General features: G+C 62.8%; 14 protein-coding genes and 1 pseudogene. 4 read left to right on the top strand and 11 right to left on the bottom strand.

The features are described 5' to 3' along the window. Window positions 1-10 precede the first annotated feature (10 nt). Complete coding sequence (murI, locus tag X738_RS53210) at window positions 11-823, bottom strand: glutamate racemase (protein ID WP_023798278.1); 813 nt, start codon at window positions 821-823, stop codon at window positions 11-13. A gap of 140 nt (window positions 824-963) precedes the next feature. Continuing rightward, window positions 964-1,806 (bottom strand): RNA methyltransferase, encoded by an 843-nt coding sequence (locus X738_RS53215; RefSeq protein ID WP_023798279.1) that lies wholly within the window; start codon window positions 1,804-1,806, stop codon window positions 964-966. 217 nt (window positions 1,807-2,023) lie between these two features. Between X738_RS53215 and X738_RS53220 the strand changes: the two genes are divergently transcribed. Further along, window positions 2,024-3,235, top strand: a complete 1,212-nt coding sequence (locus tag X738_RS53220) for an NADP-dependent isocitrate dehydrogenase (protein WP_023798280.1) — start codon at window positions 2,024-2,026, stop codon at window positions 3,233-3,235. A gap of 8 nt (window positions 3,236-3,243) precedes the next feature. After that, window positions 3,244-3,870, top strand: coding sequence for a glutathione S-transferase family protein (locus X738_RS53225; protein WP_023798281.1), 627 nt, complete (start codon window positions 3,244-3,246; stop codon window positions 3,868-3,870). A gap of 204 nt (window positions 3,871-4,074) precedes the next feature. On the opposite strand, the pseudogene alaS reads toward X738_RS53225, so the two are convergent. Both alaS and recA read right to left on the bottom strand, forming a co-directional pair. After that, window positions 4,075-6,752: pseudogene (gene alaS, locus X738_RS53230) on the bottom strand (alanine--tRNA ligase). A 265-nt stretch (window positions 6,753-7,017) separates the two neighbouring features. Beyond that, window positions 7,018-8,115 (bottom strand): recombinase RecA, encoded by a 1,098-nt coding sequence (recA, locus tag X738_RS53235; protein WP_023798282.1) that lies wholly within the window; start codon window positions 8,113-8,115, stop codon window positions 7,018-7,020. A 272-nt stretch (window positions 8,116-8,387) separates the two neighbouring features. Between recA and X738_RS53240 the strand changes: the two genes are divergently transcribed. Continuing rightward, the gene (locus tag X738_RS53240; protein ID WP_023798283.1) at window positions 8,388-9,320 is read left to right on the top strand and encodes a PfkB family carbohydrate kinase; all 933 of its coding nucleotides are present in this window, start codon (window positions 8,388-8,390) and stop codon (window positions 9,318-9,320) included. Between the two features lie 15 nt (window positions 9,321-9,335). Here X738_RS53240 and X738_RS53245 read toward each other — a convergent pair whose 3' ends face one another. Next, window positions 9,336-9,659, bottom strand: a complete 324-nt coding sequence (locus tag X738_RS53245; protein ID WP_023798284.1) for a TfoX/Sxy family protein — start codon at window positions 9,657-9,659, stop codon at window positions 9,336-9,338. A gap of 90 nt (window positions 9,660-9,749) precedes the next feature. Here X738_RS53245 and X738_RS53250 point away from each other — a divergent pair, with 90 nt between their 5' ends. Further along, a complete protein-coding gene (locus X738_RS53250) occupies window positions 9,750-10,247 on the top strand; it encodes a GFA family protein (RefSeq protein WP_023798285.1) in 498 nt (165 codons plus the stop codon). A gap of 132 nt (window positions 10,248-10,379) precedes the next feature. Here X738_RS53250 and sufA read toward each other — a convergent pair whose 3' ends face one another. The 6 genes from sufA to sufB all read right to left on the bottom strand — a co-directional run bounded on the left by sufA (window position 10,380) and on the right by sufB (window position 16,298). After that, the gene (gene sufA / locus X738_RS53255) at window positions 10,380-10,760 is read right to left on the bottom strand and encodes a Fe-S cluster assembly scaffold SufA (RefSeq protein WP_006206001.1); all 381 of its coding nucleotides are present in this window, start codon (window positions 10,758-10,760) and stop codon (window positions 10,380-10,382) included. Window positions 10,761-10,849: 89 nt separating this feature from the next. Next, window positions 10,850-11,242 (bottom strand): SUF system Fe-S cluster assembly protein, encoded by a 393-nt coding sequence (locus tag X738_RS53260; protein WP_023798286.1) that lies wholly within the window; start codon window positions 11,240-11,242, stop codon window positions 10,850-10,852. A 5-nt stretch (window positions 11,243-11,247) separates the two neighbouring features. Beyond that, window positions 11,248-12,489 (bottom strand): cysteine desulfurase, encoded by a 1,242-nt coding sequence (locus X738_RS53265; protein WP_023798287.1) that lies wholly within the window; start codon window positions 12,487-12,489, stop codon window positions 11,248-11,250. 194 nt (window positions 12,490-12,683) lie between these two features. After that, window positions 12,684-13,952, bottom strand: a complete 1,269-nt coding sequence (gene sufD, locus X738_RS53270; protein WP_023798288.1) for a Fe-S cluster assembly protein SufD — start codon at window positions 13,950-13,952, stop codon at window positions 12,684-12,686. Between the two features lie 43 nt (window positions 13,953-13,995). Next, on the bottom strand, window positions 13,996-14,751 hold the full coding sequence (gene sufC, locus X738_RS53275) for a Fe-S cluster assembly ATPase SufC (protein WP_023798289.1): 756 nt from the start codon (window positions 14,749-14,751) through the stop codon (window positions 13,996-13,998). A gap of 29 nt (window positions 14,752-14,780) precedes the next feature. Next, window positions 14,781-16,298, bottom strand: coding sequence for a Fe-S cluster assembly protein SufB (sufB, locus tag X738_RS53280; protein WP_023798290.1), 1,518 nt, complete (start codon window positions 16,296-16,298; stop codon window positions 14,781-14,783). Between the last annotated feature and the right edge of the window lie 152 nt (window positions 16,299-16,450).

The raw sequence follows: 16,450 nt of genomic DNA on the forward strand, positions 1-16,450 counted from the left end.
TTCCCAGATATCAGGAAATCGCCAGCCCAAACCCCTGCATCAGGCGGCGGGTCGGGAAATCGACCCGCTTCGAGGTGAAGACAGCAAGGTCGGCGCCTTCCGGCAACGTCTCGCCGCGGTGGCTGGCCTCGGCATGCGCGAGCAGCGAGAGCGCCCGTCGCGCGATCGCCTCGGCGGGATCGAGCCAATCGACCGGCCAGGGTGCCGTCTTGCGCATGCGATTGGCCAGAAAGGGATAGTGGGTGCAGGCAAGCACGACGATGTCGGTCCGCAGTTCGTCATGTTCGACGAAGCACGGCGCGATCTCGGCACGCACCGCCTCTTCATCGACAAAGCCATCGCGCATATAGACTTCGGCCAGTCCCGCCAGACGGTCGCTGCCAACCAGGCGGACATGGCATTTTTGCGCCCATTTGCCGATCAGGTCGCGGGTATACTGGCGCTTGACGGTGCCGGGCGTCGCCAGCACCGAAACGAGCCCGGAGCGCGTGCGTTCCGCCGCCGGCTTGATCGCCGGCACCGTGCCGACGAAAGGATGACCGGGAAATCTTTCGCGCAACGCATCGATGACCAGCGTCGAGGCGGTATTGCAGGCGATGACCGAAATGGCCGGCGAAAAACGGTCGAGCAGCTTGCCGAACAGCTCCAGCACATGTGCCCTCAGTGCCGCTTCCTCCCAAGCCCCGTAAGGGAAGGCCGCGTCGTCGGCGACATAGACGAAGCGGCGGTCGGGCATCAGCACCCGCGCTTCGCGCAGCACCGTCAGGCCGCCGATGCCGGAATCGAACATCAAGATCGGGCGGGTGCTTGAAGGATCGGTCATTGTCATCGTCTACAGGAGAAGGCGGAGAAGGCTGCGGGCCTGCGGCGGGAAGATGATCACAAATCCCTGATCCATCATTTTTGGGATGATGGACCACAGCAAATAACATTCGGTTACGGCTAAAAGCCTGTCTCTTAGGCCTAGTCCTTGTCTGTCGCCTTGGCGACGCGGGCCGCTGCCGGAAGCCGCCTTGGATCATCGCCCGGCGATCCGTCGCCGCGCGGCATGGCCGGCGAAAACCTGTCCAGCGATGATATTATCCCCCGCAGCACCTTGAGCTCCGGCTCGGCGAAGCCGGCGCGCGTCAGCACCGCGCGCAGATTGTCGACCATTTTCGGCTTCTTCGCCGCCGGGCGGAAATAGCCGCGCGCTTCGAGCGCGCCTTCCAGATAGGCGAACAGGCCGTGCAACTGTTCCTTGGACGCCGGCATCATGTCGGGACTGGAAAAATTGGTGTTGGTCTCATCTTCCAGGCCCGATTTCATCCACTCATAGGACATCAGCAGGGCGGCCTGGGCGATGTTGAGCGAGGAGAAGGCGGGATCGACCGGGAAGGTGACGATCTCGTCGGCGAGGCCGACCTCGTCATTATAGAGCCCGAACCGCTCGCGGCCGAACAGGATGCCGGTGCGCTGTCCGGATCGCTGCCGCGCTCTCAGCGCCCTGCCCGCCTCGACCGGTCCGCGCACCGGTTTGAAATTATCGCGCGCGCGCGCCGTGGTGGCGAAGACGAAGTTCAGGTCGGCGACCGCCGAGGCCAGATCGTCATATACTCCAGCGGCATCGATGACGTGGTCGGCGCGGCTCGCGGCAGCGCGCGCCTTTTCGCTCGGCCAGCCGTCGCGCGGATTGACGAGGCGCAGTTCGGACAGACCGAAATTCGCCATGGCGCGCGCGACCATGCCGATATTCTCGCCGAGCTGCGGCTCGACCAGGATGATCGCCGGGCCGGGGGCTGGAAGGATGTCGTTGCTGACTTGCATTGTCTCAATGAACTGCTGTTTGCGGCATTTCAGCGTCCCCTGCCATATCCGGCCGCGAAAATGAAGCTTTGGCAAGCAAGGCCCGATGCCAGGGGCGAGCCCGCTGGCGCGGATCGCCGTTTGCGCGGCCAAAAATGCTTTGATATACGGGCCGCATCCCCGGCCAAAGCCATGCGGGCAAGGCCGTTCCGATCCCCAACAATGAGGCATTCTTTCCATGGCGAAGATCAAGGTGGCGAACCCGGTCGTCGAACTCGACGGCGACGAGATGACCCGCATCATCTGGCAGTTCATCAAGGACAAGCTGATCCACCCCTATCTCGACCTCAAGCTTGAATATTACGACCTCAGCGTTGAGCACCGCGACGCCACCAACGACCAGGTGACCATCGATTCGGCCAATGCCATCAAGAAGCATGGCGTCGGCGTGAAATGCGCGACGATCACCCCCGACGAGCAGCGTGTCGAGGAATTCGGGCTGAAGAAGATGTGGAAGTCGCCGAACGGCACCATCCGCAACATCCTCGGCGGCACCATCTTTCGCGAGCCGATCATCATGAAGAACGTGCCGCGGCTGGTGCCCGGCTGGACCAAGCCGATCATCGTCGGCCGTCATGCCTTCGGCGACCAGTACCGCGCCACCGACTTCCGCTTCCCCGGCAAGGGCAAGCTGACGATCAAGTTCGTCGGCGAGGACGGCAAGGTGATCGAGCATGACGTGTTCGATGCGCCGGCCGCCGGCGTCGCCATGGCCATGTACAACCTCGACGACTCGATCCGCGAATTCGCCCGCGCCTCGCTCAATTACGGCCTGCTGCGCAACTACCCGGTCTACCTCTCGACCAAGAACACCATCCTCAAGGCCTATGACGGCCGCTTCAAGGACATTTTCCAGGAAGTCTACGAGGCAGAGTTCGAAGCCGAGTTCAAAGCCAAGAAGCTCTGGTACGAGCACCGGCTGATCGACGACATGGTCGCCTCCAGCCTGAAATGGTCGGGCGGCTATATCTGGGCCTGCAAGAACTATGATGGCGACGTGCAGTCGGACACGGTGGCGCAAGGTTTTGGGTCGCTCGGCCTGATGACCTCGGTGCTGATGACGCCGGACGGCAAGACGGTGGAGGCAGAGGCGGCGCACGGCACCGTTACCCGTCATTATCGGCAGCACCAGAAGGGCGAGGAAACCTCGACCAATTCGATCGCCTCGATTTTCGCCTGGACGCGCGGCCTGGCGCACCGCGCCAAACTCGACGACAATGCCGAGCTGATGCGTTTTGCCGAGACGCTGGAAAAAGTCTGCATCCAGACCGTCGAAGCCGGCTTCATGACCAAGGATCTGTCGCTGCTGATCGGTCCCGACCAGCCATGGCTTTCGACCACCGGCTTCCTCGACAAGATCGACGAGAATCTGCAGAAGGCGATGGCCTGACCAGCGCTGTGAGCAGGCCCGTTGTCTACGGGGCGGACTACAGCGTCTATGTGCGCATCGTCCGCCTCGCACTCGAGGAAAAAGGCATCGGCTACGAACTCGTGCCGGTCGACATCTTTGCGGCGGACGGCATTCCGGGCTGGTATCTCGACCATCAGCCGTTCGGCCGCATCCCGGCCTTCGAGCATGACGGGTTCCGCCTCTTCGAGACCAGCGCGATCGCCCGCTATGTCGACGAAGCCTTCGAAGGCCCCACGTTGCAACCGGCCGAAGCCCGATCTCGCGCACGTATGAACCAGATCATCGGCATGCTCGACGCCTATGCCTATCGGGCCATGGTCTGGGATGTCGCCGTCGAGCGGCTGGAGAAAACGACGCCTGACGAGGCTTTGATCGCCAATGGGCTTCTGCAGGCGGCGACAGTGCTTCGCGCACTCACTTCACTGAAAGCCGCCGGGCGGTGGCTGCTGGGCGAGCAACTGACGCTGGCCGACCTGCATGCAGCACCCATCATCGGCTATTTCGTCAAGGTCACTGAGGGGCAAAACCTGCTGGCGGAGTTTGCCGACATTCAGGATTGGTGGATGCGCATCGCAGGGCGTGCGAGTTTTGCGAAGACCGGGAAGGCCGGGTGACAGCAGGGGCCCGTGCCTGCCCGCTGGTGCGGCGCTCCCCTTCTCCCCTTGTGGGAGAAGGTGGCCTCGCGAAGCGAGGTCGGATGAGGGGNGGATGAGGGGTGTTCCAGCTTGGCACCAAAGCGCTCCGGCCAGCACCCCTCATCCGTCTTGGCGCTGCGCGCCAATCCACCTTCTCCCACAAGGGGAGAAGGCAAGACCCAATCAGGCCGCCTCCAGGGCCGCTTTCACCGCAGCGATCGCGTCTTCGGCCCTTGAGGCGTCCGGGCCGCCGGCCTGGGCCATGTCAGGCCGACCGCCGCCGCCCTGCCCGCCCAATACCGCGGACGCCACACGCACCAGATCGACAGCGCTGAAGCGGCCGGTCAGGTCGTCGGTGACGCCGACCACGACGCTGGCTTTGTTGTCCTCGCTGGCGCCGACGAAGACGACAACGCCGGAGCCGAGCGACTTCTTGCCGGCATCGGCCAACGGCTTCAGATCCTTCGGCGCGACACCCGACACCGCCTTGCCGAGGAAGCCGACACCGGCAATGGTCTCGTTCTCGGCAGGCACGCCGGCTGGCGATCGGTCGCCCAGCGCCAGTTTCTTGCGCGCTTCGGTCAGTTCTTTCTCGAGCTTCTTGCGCTCGTCGAGCAACGCTTCGACGCGGGCCGGCACGTCGGACGGCGAAATCTTCAGCGCCGCCGCTGCCGCCTTCAGCCGCTTGTCCTGCTCGTCGAGATGCTTTCTGGCCGCCTCGCCGGTCAGCGCCTCGATGCGGCGCACGCCGGCAGCGACGGCGCTGTCCGACACGATGCGCACCAGACCGATATCGCCGGTCGCCCTGACATGGGTGCCGCCGCATAGCTCGACCGAATAGGGCCGGTTGGCCTTGGCGCCATGCAAGCCCGTGCCCATCGAAACGACGCGCACCTCGTCGCCATACTTTTCGCCGAACAGCGCCACGGCGCCTTCGGCGATGGCATCGTCAACCGACATCAGCCGCGTGGTGACCGGACTGTTCTGGACGACGATCTCGTTCGCCATCCGCTCGACCTCTTCGATCNCTCTTCGATCTCGTCAGGCGAGATCGGCTTGTTGTGCGAAATGTCGAAGCGCAGACGCTCGGGCGCGACCAGTGAGCCCTTCTGCGCGACATGGGTGCCGAGCACCTCGCGCAGCGCTTCGTGGATCAGATGCGTCGCGGAATGGTTCGCGCGCAGCCTGGAGCGGCGCGCATGGTCGACCTTCAGCTCGACGGTCGCGCCCGTGTCGACCGTGCCGTCGGCCACCTTGCCGAGATGCACGAAAAGCCCGTCGGCCTTCTTCTGCGTATCGGAGATCTCGATTGAGAACCCTTCGCCTGAAATGACCCCGGTATCACCCACCTGGCCGCCGGATTCGCCATAGAACGGCGTCTGGTTGACGACTACGGCAACCGCCTCGCCGTTGGCGGCGCTGTCGACGATCTTGCCGTCCCTGACCAGCGCCTGGATGAGGCCTTCCGCCTCCTCGGTCTCGTAGCCGAGGAACTCGGTGGCGCCATTCTTCTCGCGCACCGGGAACCACACTGTTTCGGTCGCGGCCTCGCCGGAACCAGCCCAGCTCTTGCGCGCCTCGGCCTTCTGCTGCTCCATCGCATTGGTGAAGCCGGCAAGATCGACCGAGATGTTGCGCTGACGCAGCGCGTCCTGCGTCAGATCGAGCGGAAAGCCATAGGTGTCGTAGAGCTTGAAGGCTGTCTCGCCATCCAGCATGTCGCCGGCACCCAGCTTTTCCGTCGCCTCCGAAAGCAGGCCCAAGCCGCGCACCAGCGTCTTGCGGAAACGGGTTTCTTCAAGCTTCAGCGTCTCGGTGATCATCTGTTCGCCGCGCACCAGTTCCGGATAGGCCTGGCCCATCTCACGCACCAGCGCCGGCACCAGCCGCCACATCAGCGGATCACCGGCGCCCAAAAGCTGCGCGTGGCGCATGGCGCGGCGCATGATGCGACGCAGCACGTAGCCGCGGCCCTCATTGGACGGCAGCACGCCGTCTGCCACCAGAAAGCAGGACGAACGCAAATGGTCGGCGATGACGCGGAACGATCCGACGGTATCGGCATCCGGACCGCGGCCGAGCGCGGATGACGCAGCCTCGATCAGGTGACGGAACAGGTCGGTCTCAAAGACGCTCTCGACCCCTTGCAGAATCGAGGCCATGCGCTCCAGGCCCATGCCAGTGTCGATCGACGGGCGCGGCAGGTCGATGCGCTCGTCCTTCGTCACCTGTTCGTACTGCATGAACACCAGGTTCCAAAATTCGAGGAAACGGTCGCCATCCTCCTCGGGGCTGCCGGGAGGGCCGCCCCAGATGTGCTCGCCACGGTCGATGAAGATCTCCGAGCACGGACCGCAAGGTCCGGTGTCGCCCATCGCCCAGAAATTGTCCGAGGTCGGAATGCGGATGATGCGATCGTCGGAAAAGCCGGCGATCTTCTTCCAGTAGTCGGCAGCCTCGTCGTCGGTGTGATAGACCGTGACCAGCAGCTTGTCCTTCTTCAGCCCGAACTCCCTGGTGATCAGGTTCCAGGCAAGCTCGATGGCGCGCTCCTTGAAATAGTCGCCGAACGAGAAATTGCCGAGCATCTCGAAGAAGGTCAGGTGGCGCGCGGTGTAGCCGACATTGTCGAGGTCGTTGTGCTTGCCGCCGGCGCGAACACTCTTCTGAGCTGTCGTGGCACGCGAATAGGGTCGCTTTTCCAGGCCGGTGAAAACGTTCTTGAACTGCACCATGCCGGCATTGGTGAACATCAGTGTCGGGTCGTTGCGCGGCACCAGCGGGCTCGACGCGACGACCTCGTGACCCTCCTTGCGGAAATAGTCGAGGAATGTCGACCGGATCTCATTCACGCCACTCATGAATAACACTGCCTTTTAGCTTTAGAGAGAGCCGTCGGCCCGGCCGACGGCAAATGGACATGGCCTTTTAGCCGCCGCGTTGCACCCTGTCCAGAAACACGGAATTGGGCCAATTTGCGGGGCTTGCCGGTCATCTCGGCGCCACCGCTGAAACGCAAACCGCCGGCGCTAGGCCGGCGGTTCGAACGCAACAATACAGAACTCGATTACACAGGCTGGAGGTGATGAGCCGGAATCATGGCCAAACTCCGGCCACTGCCGAAGCCTACATGGCGCCGGCTTCGTCCTCGAAACCGTCGTCTCCGCCTTCGGAACCACCATTCTCGAGGAACTTTTCCGCAATCAGCCCGGCATTCTGCCGTAGTGCCAATTCGATCTCGCGCGCCGTGTCAGGATTGTCGCGCAGGAACAGTTTTGCGTTCTCGCGGCCCTGGCCGAGACGCTGCGAATTGTAGGAGAACCAGGCGCCCGACTTTTCGACCACGCCGGCCTTGACGCCGAGGTCGACCAGCTCGCCGGTCTTGGACACGCCCTCGCCATACATGATATCGAACTCGACCACCTTGAAGGGCGGCGCCAGCTTGTTCTTGACCACCTTGACGCGGGTCTGGTTGCCGACGACCTCGTCGCGGTCCTTGACCGAGCCGATGCGGCGAATGTCGAGGCGCACCGAAGCATAGAATTTCAGCGCGTTGCCGCCGGTCGTGGTCTCGGGCGAACCGAACATGACGCCGATCTTCATGCGGATCTGGTTGATGAAGATGACCATGGTGTTGGAGCGCGAGATCGAGGCGGTCAGCTTGCGCAGCGCCTGGCTCATCAGGCGGGCCTGCAGGCCGGGCAGCGAATCGCCCATCTCGCCTTCGATTTCGGCGCGCGGCGTCAGCGCCGCGACCGAATCGACCACCAGCACGTCGATGGCGCCGGAACGCACCAGCGTGTCGCAGATCTCCAGCGCCTGCTCGCCGGTATCGGGCTGGGAGATCAAGAGGTTTTCGAGGTCGACGCCGAGCTTGCGGGCATAGACCGGGTCGAGCGCGTGCTCGGCATCGACGAAGGCGCAGATGCCGCCCTTCTTCTGGGCCTCCGCCACAGTGTGCAGCGCCAGCGTCGTCTTGCCTGAGCTTTCCGGCCCGTAGATCTCGATGATGCGGCCGCGCGGCAGGCCGCCGACGCCGAGCGCGATGTCGAGGCCAAGCGAACCGGTCGGCACCGTTTCGATCTCGACGACCTGCTCGTTTGCGCCGAGCCGCATGATCGAGCCCTTGCCGAAGGCACGCTCGATTTGCGACAGCGCCGCATCCAGAGCCTTTGATTTGTCCACCGTTTTGTCCTCTACAAGCCGCAAAGAATTCTGAGCCATGATACATCACCCCTTGGTCGTCAATGAAGGCCGGACAATCCGTAATCCTTACTAATTTGTACCTTCTTTGTTCTCGTCTGGCAAGGGGAGCCAAACGATTGAAAAACCGACAGTATCCGGATTGTTCTTTTTTTGTTTCGCGTTTTCATCCCAGGATGTATCCCGCTTCACCCGCAGGATTCTGCTGGGCATCTTCCGAATCGCGCTTCGGGTTGCCGGGTTCCGCCGGACAACCTAGTCTCCATCCGGGCAACAAGGTCATCTCACCGGGCATGCTGAAGTCGCCGACAGTCCTGGCCGCAGGCGGCGCCTATATCGAGCGGCGCGGCCAGGTTTCGGGCGCCTTCGTGCCGGCGGCGTCGAATCCGGGTACGATGCGCGAGGAAGTCGGCGGCGCCGTCTTCAATGCGCTGCGCTGCGCCGTGCGCCGCGGCGTCTCCGGCTCGCTGCTTTCGGTTCGCGGCGGCGATGTTCTGGCCGATACGGTCGCGCGCGCCGTCGCTGCGGCCGGTATTGCCGATCTGTCCGTGGTGTTCCTCGATCGCACGACGCCGAGCAACACAGTGCTGATCGACGGCAACGGCGGGCTGATCGCCGGCCTTGCCGACATGGCGCTCTACGACCTGGCGCTTGCCAAGCAGATCCGCCGTGCCAAGGTACGCGAGGCGATCAGCACCGCCGATGCGGTCCTGTGCGACGCCAACCTGCCGTCGACGGCGCTCGGGCGGCTGATGACGCTTGCCGCCGGCAAGCCGGTGTTTGCACTTGCCGTTTCGCCCAGCAAGGCGGCGCGGCTGACGCTGGTGCTTGAGTTTCTGGCGATGGCCTTCATGACCCGGCACGAGGCCGGCGCGCTTACCGGCGCCGACGTCGATGCTGACGAGCGTGGCATCGTCGACGGCTTAAGACGCGCCGGCCTGAAAAGCGGCGTGGTCACCGCTGGCGACGGTCCAGTGCTCGGTTTCGACGAAACCGACGCCTTCTCGATCCTGCCGCCGAAAAAAGTCACGGACGGCGCCGCCGATGCGCTGGCGGGCGCAACGGTCGCCGCCCTGCTGCGCGGCCTGACGCTGCGCGCAGCGCTGCGCGACGGCGTTGCCGCGGCAATGCTCGCGATCGAAAGTGCCGGGCTTGTGCCGGGCTTAACGGCGGCAGACTTTGCGGACGCGCTGGCCCTTGTGCCCGAGCCGCAGGAATTGGCATGAGGTGACGACCAGCAGCTACTTGCCGGCCCGCAGCCCCGCCTCATAGGCCCGCCGCGCCCAGACCGCCATCTCATCCGGATCGTCGAAGGCGCTGTCGGGAACGCTCCAATACGGCATCGACACCAGCTTGCCGTGCCGCGACCCCGTATAGGTCCATTGCCGGCAGCCGGCCGCCTCGAATTCGGGCGCGCTTTCCGCGTCGGCTTTCAGCATCAATTCGTCACGAATGACGATGGCGACGATGACGCCGTCGAAATAGATGCCCTTGCCACCGAACATCTTGCGAATGCTGACCGGGCCGAGGCCTTCGAAAAGTTCGGCGATGCGTTCGTTGTCCATGCCGCGATCATGACATCCGGATTTTCCCTTGTCATCGCCGCAACCAGCACCATCCTGACAAGTTGAAAGCCAATTTCGTCGGAGTTTTTCATGCCACTTCTGCTCAAAGGGTCCTGCCGGTGCAATGCCGTCCGCTTCGAGGTGGAAAGCCACACGCCGGTGCCGTTCATGCTGTGCTACTGCTCGATCTGCCGCAAGCAGCAGGGCGGTGCTGGCTTTGCCATCAATCTCGGCGCCGATTTCGAGACGCTGAAAATCAAGGGCAAGCGCCATCTTGGCGTCTACCAGGCCGAGATCGAGGACGACGAGCATCCGCAGTGCGAGATCTCGTCAGGCGAGCGGAACTTCTGCAGGAAATGCGGATCGGCACTGTGGCTCTACGACCGGACCTGGCCGGAACTGGTCCACCCCTTCGCCTCGGCGATCGACACCGACCTGCCGAAACCGCCTGAAAAGGTGCACCTCATGCTGAAATACAAGGCGAACTGGGTCGAGCCCGTGATCGGCAAGGACGACAAGACGTTTGAGGTCTATCCTGAGGAATCGATCGCAGACTGGCACAAACGGACGGGAATGTGGGTGGATTAGGTCTTTCTCCCCGTGAACGAGGAGAAGATGCCGGCAGGCAGATGAGGGGCGGCGCTAACGTTGCAGAAGCTGGCGCTGCCCCTCATCCGGCCCTTCGGGCCACTTTCTCCCCGTAAACGGGGAGAAGGGAAATCAGGCCGATGCGCGCGCCTCGGCCAGGGCCTTCAGATCGGCCGGCTTGAGCTCCACCGATTCGCCGCAGCCGCAGGCCGAGCTCTGGTTCGGGTTGCGGAAGGTGAAGCCGGTGCGCAGCGTCGTCTGCTCGAAATCCATCTCGGTGCCGAACAGGAAAAGCGCTGCCTCAGGCGCGACATAGACATGGGCGCCGTCGCGCTCGATATGATCGTCCTTGGTGTTGGGCTCGGTCACCAGATCGACCGTATATTCCATGCCGGCGCAGCCGCCCTTCTTGATGCCAAGGCGAATGCCATGCGCATTCTCACGGGTCGCGACGATCTCGCGCACCCGGTCGGCAGCCTTTTCGGTCATCGTGATGACGGCGAAGCGTCCCATTCTTTTTCTCCGCGTTCACGCAGGTTCAAGGCCTGCGGAATGAGTCTTCACCTAAAATGGTGAAGTTTTCTGCCTGGCGCAAGTGCGCCTCAATACCAGCCCACCGCGACCTGCGCCTCTTCCGACATGCGGTCGGGCGACCAGGGCGGATCGAAGGTCATGTTGACCTCGACGCCGGAAACGCCTTCGACGGCGCCGACGGCATTTTCCACCCAGCCCGGCATTTCGCCGGCCACCGGGCAGCCCGGCGCGGTCAGGGTCATGTCGATCTTGACCGAGCGGTCGTCCTCGATGTCGATCTTGTAGATCAGGCCGAGCTCATAGATGTCGGCCGGGATTTCCGGGTCGTAGACCGTCTTCAGCGCCGAAACGATGTCGTCGGTCAGCCGCGCCAGTTCGTCGGCGGGAATGGCCGAGGTGGAAACCACCTCATTGGTTGCCGTTTCCGACGTGGTCTCAGCGGTGTGGCCTGCATCATCCATGATCGTCATCCGAAGAACTTTCGCGCTTTTTCGAGCGCATCGGCCAAAGCGTCGACTTCGGCCCTGGTGTTATACATGCCGAACGATGCCCTGCATGTGGAGGTTACGCCAAAACGTTTCAACAGCGGCTGGGCGCAATGGGTGCCGGCACGGACGGCGACGCCTTGCCTGTCGATCACCATCGACACGTCGTGGGCATGAATGCCCTGCAGCTCGAAGGAGATGATGGCTCCCTTGTCAGGCGCATCGCCGAAGATGCGCAGCGAATTGATGGCGCGCAGCCGCTGATGGGCATAATCCCTGAGATCGGCCTCGTGGGCGGCGATGCGCTCGCGGCCGATCTTTTCCATATATTCGAGCGCCGCACCCAGCCCGATCGCCTGGACGATCGGCGGCGTGCCTGCCTCGAAACGGTGCGGCGGATCGTTGTAGGTGACGATGTCTTGCGTCACCTCCTCAATCATCTCGCCGCCGCCCATGAACGGGCGCATGCGCTCCAGCATGTCCTTCTTGCCATAGAGCACGCCGATGCCCGAGGGCCCATAAACCTTGTGGCCGGTGAAGACGAAGAAATCGCAGTCGAGGTCCTGCACGTCGATCGGCATGTGCACGGCGCTCTGGCTGCCGTCGACCAGCACTGGAATGCCGCGCGCATGCGCGATGCGGACGATCTCCTTGATCGGCGTCACCGTGCCCAGCGCATTCGACATGTGCGTGATGGCGACCAGTTTTGTGCGGTCGCTCAGCCGCTTCTCGAACTCCTCGATGTGGAAGATGCCGAGATCGTCGACCGGCACCCAGACCAGTTTCGCGCCCTGGCGCTCGCGGATGAAATGCCACGGCACGATGTTGGAATGGTGCTCCATGATCGACAGGACGATCTCGTCGCCCTCGCCGATATTCGGCATGCCGAAGCCATAAGCGACGGTGTTGATCGCCGCGGTCGTGTTCGAGGTGAAGACGATGTTGTCGGTGCTTGGCGCGTTGAGAAATCTCTGCACTATCTTGCGCGCGTTCTCAAAGGCATCTGTCGAGGCATTCGACAGGAAATGCAGGCCGCGATGGACGTTGGCATATTCCTGGGCGTAGGCGTGCTGGATGGCGTCGAGCACGGCCTGCGGCTTCTGCGCCGAGGCGCCATTGTCGAGATAGACCAGCGGTTTGCCGTAGACTTGCCGCGACAGGATCGGGAAGTCGCGGCGTATCGCCTCGACGTCGTAGGGAATGTTTTCGACTTTCTGGTCCATCACGAAGTCCTTGCCGCTCTACGCCGCGTTCCTTCCAACACCCTCATCCGTCTTGGCGCTTCGCGCCAATCCACCTTCTCCCACAAGGGGAGAAGGAGAGGCGCTCTTCCTTCTCCCCTTGTGGGAGAAGGTGGCCGAGCGGAGCTCGGTCGGATGAGGGGTGTTGGCCGAAGCGCCAAAACCCTCACCCACTGTCACCCGTGCGCCGCGAACCAGCCGTCGAGCCTCGTTTCCAGCGCCTCGACGATCGCCTCGTCGTCGAGTTCCTCGATCACCTCGGCGACGAACGCCTTGACCAGCAGGCCACGGGCGGCCTTCTCGTCGATGCCGCGCGCCATCAGGTAGAACAGATGGCTATGGTCGATCTCGGTGACGGTCGCGCCATGGCCGCAGACGACGTCGTCGGCGAAGATCTCGAGCTCAGGCTTGGTCGAGAACTCGCCGTCATCCGACAGAAGCAGCGTGTTGCAGGCCATCTTGGCGTTGGTCTTCTGCGCGTATTGGTGGACGTTGATGCGCCCCTGGAAGACGCCGCGCGCTCTTCCCGTCACCACGTTGCGGATCACTTCCGTCGAAGCCGTATGCGGCACCGCATGGTCGAGCACCATGGTCACGTCGGTATGAGTGTCACCGGCCAGCAGGTTGATGCCGCGCAGCGTGAAATCGGCACCTTCGCCGGTCGTTCTGACCACGATCTCCTGGCGCACCAGCTTGCCGCCGGCGTTCATCACGAACAGCGTCAGCTTCGCATTCTTGCCGAGATGCGCCTTGAACTGGGCAAGATGCGTCGCCGTATCCGGCTGCTCCTGCACGATCAGCCACATCACCTCGGCGCCCTCGTCAAGCAGAAGCTGGCTGACCGAGCTGACCAGTGCGGCGCCCTCGCCCGCCTGGCGCTCGACGATGACGGCCTTGGCGCCAACGCCGACGCGGACGCTGAGGCGCACATGCGTCTGGCCGCCGGCCTGCAGGTTCTGCAATTCGATCGGTTTGTCCAGTTCGGTACCGTCGGCGATGTCGACAAAATAGCCGTCGGCCACGAAAGCCATATTGAGCGCGCCGATGGCGTCGTCGGCGCCGTAGGGATCGAGGCCCGGTGCGATGCTGCCGTCGGTCAGCTTCTCCGACAGGCGCTGCACGGCGATGCCCTCGATTTCAGGCATTTTCGCAATCGACACGCCGTTGAGAACCGGCAGGACAGCGGATCCTTCGACGACAGGCGCAATGGCTTTTGGGGCGGCTGCGGGATCGAAATCCGGAACCGAAGTCAACAGGCGGCGCAGGTCGGTGTAGTGCCAGGATTCGATGCGCCGCGTCGGCAGGCCGCTCTTGATCGCCTCGATGGCGTCGTCGCGCTTCAGCATCACCGTGCCGTCGCCGGGCAGCAACGACAGCCGGTCGCTGAAGGCGTCGATCAGCGCCGTTTCGGCCGGCGTTCGCTGGGGTGTCGTATGTATATTCATCGGTCTCGCCTTGTTTGGCTTGCCTTCTTGGCCTTCTGGCATCTCACGCAGCTTGGCCGATCACGCCGGCATAGCCATTGGCCTCGAGGTCGAGCGCCAGCGACTTGTCGCCGGACTTGACCACCTGGCCTCTGTACAACACGTGCACACTATCCGGCACGATGTACTGGAGCAGGCGCTGGTAGTGGGTGATGATGACGATTGCGCGGTCCGGCGCGCGCAACGCATTGACGCCTTCCGAGACGATCTTCAGCGCATCGATGTCGAGGCCGGAATCGGTCTCGTCGAGCACGCACAGCTTTGGCTCCAGAAGCTTCATCTGCAGGATCTCGGCGCGCTTCTTCTCGCCGCCGGAAAAGCCGACATTGAGCGGCCGTTTCAGCATCGCCATGTCCATGTCGAGCAAGGCCGCGGCGTCCTTCACGCGCTTCAGGAATTCCGGGATCTTCAGCGGCTCCTCGCCGCGCGCCTTGCGCTGCTCGTTCATCGCCACTTTCAGAAATTCCATCGTCGCCACACCCGGTATCTCCATCGGATACTGGAAGGCGAGAAAAATGCCTGATGTGGCGCGCTCGGCAGGGTCCATTTCGAGGATCGACTGGCCGTTGTAGAGAATGTCGCCTTCGGTCACCTCATAATCCTCGCGCCCGGCGAGGATGTAGGACAGCGTCGATTTTCCCGAGCCGTTCGGCCCCATGATGGCGGCGACCTCGCCGGCTTTCACCGTCAGATTCAGGCCGCGGATGATCTCGGTGCCGTCATCGACGATGCGAGCATGCAAATTTCTGATTTCAAGCATTTCTTCTTTTCCTGAAAATATTTGTCCGGTCAGCCGACCGAGCCCTCGAGGCTGATCCCAATCAGCTTCTGCGCCTCGACCGCGAATTCCATCGGCAGTTGCTGGATGACGTCCTTGACGAAGCCGTTGACGATCAGCGCGATCGCCTCTTCTTCGGGAATGCCGCGCTGCATGACGTAGAATTTCTGGTCCTCGGAAATCTTCGACGTCGTCGCCTCATGCTCGAACTGCGCCGTTGCGTTCTTGGCTTCCATGTAGGGCACGGTGTGCGCGCCGCACTGGTCGCCGATCAGCAGCGAGTCGCAGTTGGTGAAGTTGCGGGCGTTGGTCGCCTTGCGGTGCGCCGAGACCTGGCCGCGATAGGTGTTCTGCGAGAAGCCGGCGGCGATGCCCTTGGAGATGATGCGGCTCGACGTGTTCTTGCCGAGATGGATCATCTTGGTGCCGCTGTCGACCTGCTGGTAGCCGTTCGACACGGCGATCGAATAGAACTCGCCGCTGGAATCGTCACCGCGCAGGATGCAGCTCGGATATTTCCAGGTGATCGCCGAGCCGGTCTCGACCTGCGTCCATGAAATCTTCGAACGGTGGCCGCGGCAGTCGCCGCGCTTGGTGACGAAATTGTAGATGCCGCCCTTGCCTTCGGCGTCGCCGGGGTACCAGTTCTGCACCGTCGAGTATTTGATCTCGGCATCGTCGAGCGCGATCAGTTCGACAACCGCAGCGTGAAGCTGGTTCTCGTCGCGCTGCGGCGCCGTGCAGCCTTCGAGATAGGAGACGTAGGCCCCTTCCTCGGCGATGATCAGCGTGCGCTCGAACTGGCCGGTGTTCTTCTCGTTCATGCGGAAATAGGTCGACAGTTCCATCGGGCAGCGCACGCCCTTGGGCACGAAGACGAAAGAACCGTCGGTGAACACCGCCGAATTCAGCGTGGCGTAGAAATTGTCCGAGGTCGGCACGACCGAGCCGAGATACTTCTTCACCAGATCCGGGTGCTCGCGGATGGCTTCCGAGATCGAGCAGAAGATGACGCCGGCCTGCGCCAGCTCCTTCTTGAAGGTGGTGACGACGGAAACCGAATCGAACACGGCGTCGACGGCGACGCGGCCCGACTTGTAGACATTGTCGCTGGCTTCCTCGAGTTCCGACGCGTCGGTCTTCTGCACACCGGCGAGGATCTCCTGTTCCCTCAGCGGGATGCCGAGCTTTTCATAGACCCTCAACAGTTCGGGGTCGACGTCGCTCAGCGATGTCGGTCCCGGCGTGCTCTTGGGCGCCGCATAATAGTAGAGGTCCTGGAAATCGATCTTCGGATAATGGACGCGCGCCCATTTCGGCTCGTCCAGGGTCACCCAGCGCCGATACGCTTCCAGGCGCCATTCCAGCATCCAGGACGGCTCGTCCTTCTTCGCCGAAATGAAGCGGATAATGTCTTCACTCAGGCCCTTTGGGGCCTTGTCCATCGCGATTTCGGTCTGGAATCCGTATTTGTATTGGTCGACGTCGATCTTTCGGACCCGATCGATCGTGTCCTGCACAGCAGGCATCAGCGTTCTCCATCCACGCCGGGGTCAAGGCCCGGCAGTTTTCAAACTATGGCACCGCGAAACGAGTACCCGCGAGGCACCCGAGGCGGCGTAAGTTCCATATAGTGCGTCCCTGCCGGGAATTCACCCGGCCACCATGAAACGCACGGCTC

The sequence above is a fragment of the Mesorhizobium sp. L48C026A00 genome (genome assembly GCF_000502375.1).
Classification (GTDB): domain Bacteria; phylum Pseudomonadota; class Alphaproteobacteria; order Rhizobiales; family Rhizobiaceae; genus Mesorhizobium; species Mesorhizobium muleiense.